General features: G+C 64.4%; 9 protein-coding genes. 4 read left to right on the top strand and 5 right to left on the bottom strand.

The window, feature by feature from the left end:
- Window positions 1–78: 78 nt before the first annotated feature.
- The 3 genes from QOI01_RS17340 to QOI01_RS17330 all read left to right on the top strand — a co-directional run bounded on the left by QOI01_RS17340 (window position 79) and on the right by QOI01_RS17330 (window position 1,838).
- The gene (locus QOI01_RS17340; RefSeq protein WP_526383037.1) at window positions 79–417 is read left to right on the top strand and encodes a ferredoxin; all 339 of its coding nucleotides are present in this window, start codon (window positions 79–81) and stop codon (window positions 415–417) included.
- Window positions 418–472: 55 nt separating this feature from the next.
- Window positions 473–952, top strand: coding sequence for a DUF2231 domain-containing protein (locus QOI01_RS17335; RefSeq protein WP_526383035.1), 480 nt, complete (start codon window positions 473–475; stop codon window positions 950–952).
- 181 nt (window positions 953–1,133) lie between these two features.
- Complete coding sequence (locus QOI01_RS17330) at window positions 1,134–1,838, top strand: VIT1/CCC1 transporter family protein (protein WP_526383033.1); 705 nt, start codon at window positions 1,134–1,136, stop codon at window positions 1,836–1,838.
- 249 nt (window positions 1,839–2,087) lie between these two features.
- Here the strand turns inward: QOI01_RS17330 and QOI01_RS17325 are convergent, their stop codons facing one another.
- From QOI01_RS17325 to QOI01_RS17310, 4 genes are all read right to left on the bottom strand, one after another.
- Window positions 2,088–2,717 carry a hemerythrin domain-containing protein gene (locus QOI01_RS17325; protein ID WP_526383031.1) on the bottom strand — a complete coding sequence of 210 codons (630 nt, stop codon included), beginning with the start codon at window positions 2,715–2,717 and terminating at the stop codon, window positions 2,088–2,090.
- A gap of 406 nt (window positions 2,718–3,123) precedes the next feature.
- On the bottom strand, window positions 3,124–3,441 hold the full coding sequence (locus QOI01_RS17320; protein ID WP_526383039.1) for a DoxX-related protein: 318 nt from the start codon (window positions 3,439–3,441) through the stop codon (window positions 3,124–3,126).
- 85 nt (window positions 3,442–3,526) lie between these two features.
- Window positions 3,527–4,390 (bottom strand): Rossmann-fold NAD(P)-binding domain-containing protein, encoded by an 864-nt coding sequence (locus QOI01_RS17315; RefSeq protein WP_526383029.1) that lies wholly within the window; start codon window positions 4,388–4,390, stop codon window positions 3,527–3,529.
- 309 nt (window positions 4,391–4,699) lie between these two features.
- A complete protein-coding gene (locus QOI01_RS17310; protein ID WP_526383027.1) occupies window positions 4,700–4,903 on the bottom strand; it encodes a hypothetical protein in 204 nt (67 codons plus the stop codon).
- A 274-nt stretch (window positions 4,904–5,177) separates the two neighbouring features.
- Between QOI01_RS17310 and QOI01_RS17305 the strand changes: the two genes are divergently transcribed.
- The gene (locus QOI01_RS17305; protein WP_526383025.1) at window positions 5,178–5,684 is read left to right on the top strand and encodes a MarR family winged helix-turn-helix transcriptional regulator; all 507 of its coding nucleotides are present in this window, start codon (window positions 5,178–5,180) and stop codon (window positions 5,682–5,684) included.
- Between the two features lie 258 nt (window positions 5,685–5,942).
- Here QOI01_RS17305 and QOI01_RS17300 read toward each other — a convergent pair whose 3' ends face one another.
- Complete coding sequence (locus QOI01_RS17300) at window positions 5,943–6,089, bottom strand: hypothetical protein (protein WP_526383023.1); 147 nt, start codon at window positions 6,087–6,089, stop codon at window positions 5,943–5,945.
- Window positions 6,090–6,737 lie beyond the last annotated feature (648 nt).

Raw genomic sequence — 6,737 nt, 5'->3', positions numbered from 1 at the left:
CCCCGACGGAACCGCGCGCCTGGCCCGCAGCGCACTGCACGCCTTCGCCTCCGACGTCACCCACCATCGCCAGGGCCGATGCGAAGCCGCCCTGACATCGGTGCCCAACGCCGGACGTTCACGACGCCCCGACTCGGGAGCACTGTGAGGACGCCGTACACCCCATCCCCGCGACGCCTGCACATCGACTGGACGCGCTGCGACGGACGCGGCCTGTGCACCGAACTGTTGCCGCGGCTCCTTGACCGCGACGACTGGGGCTACCCTATCGCGCGAGACGGCTCCCGCGAGCCCGCGGTTCCACACTCGGCACTTCCTCAGGCGCACAACGCCGTTGACCGCTGCCCTCGACTTGCCCTCTCACTGATCACCGACCAACCGGCATCCGCCGACCGAAAGCGAGGCCCTTCTTCATAGATCGTATGAGATCGTGTCTTCGCGCAATCCCACATCGTTTCGAGGAGAAACAATTTTGTCGACGTTCAACGGGCTACCCGCCCACGTTCTACTCGTGCACTTCATCGTCGTCCTGGCCCCGCTCACCGCCATTCTCGCGATCATCTGTGCGCTGTGGCCAGCAGCACGCCAACGATTGGTATGGCTGGTGCTGACACTCACCGTCATCACGACGCTTCTGACCCCATTGACGACGGACGCGGGCGAATGGCTGGAGAAGGTCAAGGGCCGGTCGCCACTGCTGAAGGCTCACACCCAGCTCGGCGACACGATGCTGTACTTCGCCATCGCGTTGACGGCCGCAGCGATGCTGCTCGCAGTCGTCCATCTCCGGGAAGCGCGCGGGAGATCCGTGAAACCCCTTGCGCAGTGGCTCATCGCGGGCGTCGTCATCATCGCGAGCGTAGCAACGACAGTACAGGTCTATCGCATAGGAGATTCGGGAGCGAAGGCAACCTGGGGCGAGCAATCGGTTGCCCGCCAGGAAACGCCCTGACACCGCCGCCGTCCACATTCGGGAAGTGCGGTGAAGCTGAAACGCGTGGCGCAGTAGCTCATTACAGCGTGATGATCATCGCCAGCGGCGCAGCGAGCCGTATCGCCCCGGACAGCGGTGGACCCTTTGGCTAGGCTACGTTTGCTGGCGGTGGTCCGCCTCGATGTCTAGCGTTGCGACCATGTCCCATCCCGCCGAGCCACATGTGGGCTCGGTGTCATCGAAACTGAATTGGCTGCGGGCCGGCGTCCTGGGCGCCAACGACGGGATCGTCTCAACGGCAGGCATCGTGGTCGGAGTTGCGGCAGCAACGGCGGCTCGAGACCCGATCCTGACCGCGGGAGTCGCAGGAATGGTCGCGGGGGCCGTCTCGATGGCGTTGGGAGAGTATGTTTCTGTCAACACTCAGCGTGACACCGAGCAGGCGCTGCTGAGCAAGGAACGCGGAGAGCTACGCGAGGACCCCGCAGCGGAACTGGACGAACTCGCGGCGCTATACGAGGCCAAGGGGTTGTCGACCGCAACCGCGCGCACAGTTGCCGAAGAACTCACCGACCATGATGCGTTCGCCGCGCACGCAGACGTGGAGTTGGGCATCGATCCCACCAATCTGACCAACCCCTGGCAGGCCGCCCTGTCATCAGCCCTGTCCTTTACCGTCGGCGCGCTCCTGCCCTTGATCGCAATTTTGCTGCCGCCCAACATATTGCGGATACCGGTAACGGTCGCGGCGGTACTCCTGGCCCTCGTCATCACCGGAGCGGCGTCGGCCGCATTGGGCGGCGCGCCCAAGCAACGGGCGATCACACGCAACGTCGTCGGCGGTGCCCTGGCTCTGGGTGTCACCTACGTCATCGGACATCTCGTGGGCGCAGCCGTCACGTAGGCGTCCCCATCCGCTGGCCGAGGAGCTAGAGCACCGCACCCGGCCCACCCCACCGTTACGCGGCGGGCACGCCCCGCTGACCATTCCTCGCCACCCCGTGGTCCAACCAGGCGGCGGCGATGTCGATGTCGGTTGGAACAGTTGAGCAGTTGAGGCTGTAATCGAAGCTACTGCGGACAGGCTGCGGACTGCATTGCGCGTCGCTCGTAATGCGCCGTTGGGCATCAGCGGCCCGGTTTCGACCGCAGGCTAGGGCTTGGTGGTCAGAGTTCGGTGCTGCGCGGTGGGGTGGCGGGTGCCGTGAACCCGCAGGGAGTGGGCCGCGAACGTTGGCGCGGCCAGCTGCCTGATAGCGGGGCCGGTGTCGGCGGACATGGTGGCGATGATCTGTTCGACGCTCTCGGGATCGCCCTCATACATCAGCATCCCGAGCATGAGTGGGAGGTAGTCCGGGTCGACGGCAGCCGATTCGCTCTTCAGGAACTCGTTCCACTCGGTGGCCGTGATGTGCTGCTCCATGAGCGGCACGACGCGGTCCTCCTCTGTGCTCAGGTGCTCCTTCAACGCCGGGATCACCCGGTCGAGAACGTCGACCAGGGTCTGGCGGGATTCGACGGTGGGGCTGTCGCGCCAGACGTTCAACGCCTGGTCGACCTGGGGTATCAGCCTGGCGATCTGGTGGTGTTGGCGTTTCATCAGCTCCACCAGCGGAGCCACTGATTCGGCGCAGCGGTCGAGCAGCAACGGCCAGACATTGTCGTCTTCGAGGACGTGGTGAGTGTGCAAGGTGCTGATCGCACCCTCGATGTGATCGCCGATGATCTGCGCGCGGTCGCGCTTACCGACCGCGTGTGCGTCAGTCGTTGCCGAGTAAGCCATCATTTGCCTCTCTTGTTCGCGTCGCGCGGTACGCGACGCGAATCGTGTCGGCATCAGTTCGGGAATTTGGACAGGAATTCAGGCGAATGGGATCTCGCTCTCGTGTCGGGTGAGCCAAGAGTCGAACCGCGCCCGGCACCTGTTACTACGACCACTCGGCCGTCGAGCAATCTCATTTCCATGTCTCCTCACTTGTTGGTGTGTTTCCAATCGCACCGGGCGCGGTGGGCTGCTTGCTCTACGAGTGCCGCATGGCGCGCCAACGCCGTAGTAGAGCGCGCGGCCATCGAGGTTTACTCTGCGCGATGCCGAGCGTGAGAACTGTTCGCCGGGAGCAATTTTCGGTGATTGCTGATCGGCTGCGGCATGGAAGCCTCGTACGGGTCGCTGCGTGTGGTGCTGACAGCTATCGAGTTCCCCGCCAGGCAGTCCGCGCGAACAGGAGCTGCAGTGGCAGCCGCGCCCAGAGGGCCGGTGCGGGAATCGACGGGAAGTTGCTGGAGTTGACGGCCATGCTGATGTTGGCCGGATAGACCGCCACCAGCGTGGCCAGCAGCCACCACCGCGCCCAGCGCCGCGTCCGATACGGCAACACCGCGACCCCGCCGGCGATCTCGGCGATACCGCTCGCAACTACGAGTTCTCGACGCCAGGCCTCGAGCCGCGGCGGCACGAATGACTCGAACTGCCGCGGGATCACGAAGTGAAAGGCACCGCTGGCGATCCAGAACAGCCCAGTCCCGAGCCGGGCCCGGCGGGTTTGTGGGGACGCTTCTGTGCCGCCGTCGCATTGAGGTTTCGCCCTGCGATCAGCTGAGTGCGCGTAGTAAGAGGGCTTCGGAGGCCGACAGGTAGCGATCGATGTAGGCGCTGTCGAGGCCTTGAGTCGGCAGGATCGGTTGGGCTTTGTGGCCGAACATGAGCCCGGTCCTACCTTCGAGTTCCGGGGCGAAAAGCAGTGGCACCATCCGCTTGGCGTAGGTCTCAGGGGATTGCATGAAAATTCCGACGATGGTCTCGACCAGTCTGTGAGTGATGCTGCCGTCGCCCAAGAGGTTGCTGCGGATGCCAGTTTTGACCAGGTAGGGGCCCAATCCGAAGAATGCCGGACCCGGGAACCAGTCCTTCGCCCCGAGGACCAGAATCTCGTTGCCGGCGAGAGTGTTGCCGTGCGCCACCATGGCTCGGTAGTCCTTCTCAGAGTTGAGATCGTCTGGGTTTCCGATCGCACCCGTCCCGGGGGATCCCATCACGAAAACCCGCGGCCTGGGCGCACGGTCCTCACGTGCCGATCCGAGTCTGTCGCTCAGACCCTGAAGTATGGCGAGACGGCTCAGGTAGCTGATCGCCACATCCCGTTCGACATGTTCGGGCGTCTCTTCGCGGCTCTTGGCAGCGATGATTCCGGTGGTGAACAGCACAACGTCGAAGGATTCCGCCGGGAGTTCGCGGCCCACGCGGACGGCCTCGCTCATCCATGACAGATCGGCTCCGACGAACGTCAGCCGGTCGGCCGGGTCGTCGCGAAGCGTTCGCCCGACCACTGTGACGTCGGCGCCGCGCGCCAAGGCTTGCTGAGCGATGGCTCGTCCGAGGCCATTGGTCCCGCCGACGACGGCCAGTCTTTTTGATGAGAGGTCGAGCCGGTCGATCGGAACCGGTCGGATGGTCACACTCGGGTCCGGAATCCCTTTGATGGAAGTCTTTGGCTTCCTGGGGGTTTGGGGATCGGTCGGAGTGGAGTTGTTTGATGCGTTCACGGATGCTTCCTTTCTGATGCGGCCGCAGCGGTCAGTGGCGAGGGGTCGCCGCTGAGGGCCTGGCCTAGTTGGTTGTGTTGACCTCGTGCAGCTGGTACTCGACGGTGCGGGCCTGATGAACAGCCCGGTGCCGATCTCGCAGTTCGAGAGGCCGTCGCGGGCGAGGTTCCCCTGTTGGCGTGGTTGCGACTCCTTTCGGGTGTGTTGGTGCTGCGCGGTGCGTCATTTGACGGATGCGCAGGCGTCGACGGGCAGGGTGACGCCGGTGATGTAGCGGGCCTCGTCGAAGGCGAGGAACAGCACGGCCTTGGAGATGTCCACCGACTCGACCCAGGGGATGGGAAGCGGGTTGAGCGTCTGGAATAGCGGTTCGATTTCCTGCGGGGTGATGTCGCCGTGGCGGTCGGGCAGGAGGAGGTGATACAAACGCCCGGTTGTGAATCATGTCGTTGTCGACCGCGCTTGGATGCGCCGAGTTGGCCCCGATCATGTCGGGTGCCAGCTCGTTGGCGAGCGACTGCGTCAGCCCGACGACGCCGTGCTTGCGACTTTTCCTGCTAGACGAGCCATTTCGTTCACTCCTTTGCTGCCAGCCGATCGACCCGGGACCGGGCTCATCTAGCTCTCGTCACTTGAATCTTCAACTCACGATAGACCGACTGACTTGAATGTTCAAGTGGACGGCCTCTAGGCTTCGATGATGAGCCGCTCCCACCGGCGCGCTACCGCCACCACCACCGCCCCGCGATGGTTGACCGCGGCGCAGCTCGAGGCGTGGCAAGCCATCACACTGCTGTTCGCCCTGCTGCCCGCAGCACTGGAGACACAGCTGCAACGCGACGCCCAGCTCAGGTACGTCGAGTACTACGTGCTCGCCGGCCTGTCCGATCAGCCCGACCACACCATGCGGATCAGTGAGCTCGCCGGGCTCACCAACGCCGAACTCTCACGCCTGTCACACCTGATCACCCGCCTGCAGAGGCGGGGCTACGTCCGACGCGAACCCGACCCGAACGACGGCCGGTACACCAACGCCGTCCTCACGGAGGCTGGCTATAACCATCTCGTCGCCGCCGCCCCCGGCCACGTTGCGACCGTGCTCGGGCTCGTCATCGACACGCTCGACGACACCGCGCTCAGCGCCCTGCAGGACAGCGCGGAGCGGATCACCGCCCGCATCAACGAAGTTCGGGCAGTCAGTGGATGATTCCGCGGACATGCTCGGGCACCGACAGCGAGGTTCCTAACCGGTCACCTCCGAAGTGGACGTCAGCTTCGAAGATCCGCTCAAGGATTTGGCGCGCGCCGAGGACCGCATCGAGGACATGCCGCCCCAGCAGAAGGAGACGAATGACTGACCGGCCATCGGCACTGCACTGGTTGCCGGCCGAGCTCGCGCCGACCGCGCTGCGCCTGGCCCGCCCCGACTAGCTCGAATGAACTCGGGTGGGAATGACTGAAGTGGTCACTCAACGCGCTCGAGATGAAGCAGGTGCAGCACCTGGACGGTCTGCTCGACTTCGTAGTGTCGGCCGTGCGGCCATCCCGCCGGTGGTCGATGCTTGTTCAGCGACATCGTCAACCGCCTGCGGGCCGCGATCGACAATGTCATGTTCCACGTGGTGGAGGCCCTACGTGGGTCGCCGCTGCCTGATGATGCGGCCGTCAAGGTGGCATGCCGATCCACAACTCGGCGACGAAGCTGCTTGACTGGTCGAATCGAGATGAGAGCAAGGTTCCCGAATTCAATTACAGCACAGACCTTTACAGCCGTATCGCGAACTTCAGCCATACGCGAGCCTTGCGGTCGCCATGGCGATCTCAGCCGACATCGAGCCGTTCGTCGGCAAGGTCGCTCTCCACCGTGTCCATCCGCCGACCCTGTTGCAGGGGCAGCAGGCCAAGGGCTGCGGGCCTACACACTCTGCCGCTCCCCCGCTTCGTCGCCCGCGACGCCCCCTCACTCAGGATCGGCGATCAGGTTGAGTGGGGACGAATTACAAGAAAATCGCCTAGGTAGCCAACGGTATGGCGACGTCGTTAGCGTCCGGCTTGCCTTGCGCCCAAAAACCATGGCGCTCAGGGCGGGAGTAAGAGCTTCCCTGCCCCAAGCGCGCGGTCGTTGTCAGGGGTGGTGGTGGTGGTATAGCAGGGCACCCGAGTCCCCGCCGAATGGCTGTTGGTTCTGGGCGGCCTCTTGCGCGGCTGCCCCGGGGGTAGCGACGATTTCGGCATTTCCCGGGCTCTGCTGCACGGTTGA

Origin of the sequence: Mycobacterium sp. (assembly GCF_032162605.1) — a bacterium.
Taxonomy (GTDB): Bacteria; Actinomycetota; Actinomycetes; order Mycobacteriales; family Mycobacteriaceae; genus Mycobacterium.
This window is presented reverse-complemented; position numbering and strand designations above follow the sequence as displayed.

What these genes read in the sequence shown, in the direction of transcription:
- QOI01_RS17330 (WP_526383033.1), top strand. Translation starts at nt 1,134, where the DNA reads ATGTCCCATCCCGCCGAGCCACATGTGGGCTCGGTGTCATCGAAACTG.
- QOI01_RS17340 (WP_526383037.1), top strand. Translation starts at nt 79, where the DNA reads ATGCGAAGCCGCCCTGACATCGGTGCCCAACGCCGGACGTTCACGACG.
- QOI01_RS17325 (WP_526383031.1), bottom strand. Translation starts at nt 2,717, where the DNA reads ATGGCTTACTCGGCAACGACTGACGCACACGCGGTCGGTAAGCGCGAC.
- QOI01_RS17300 (WP_526383023.1), bottom strand. Translation starts at nt 6,089, where the DNA reads ATGACATTGTCGATCGCGGCCCGCAGGCGGTTGACGATGTCGCTGAAC.
- QOI01_RS17305 (WP_526383025.1), top strand. Translation starts at nt 5,178, where the DNA reads ATGAGCCGCTCCCACCGGCGCGCTACCGCCACCACCACCGCCCCGCGA.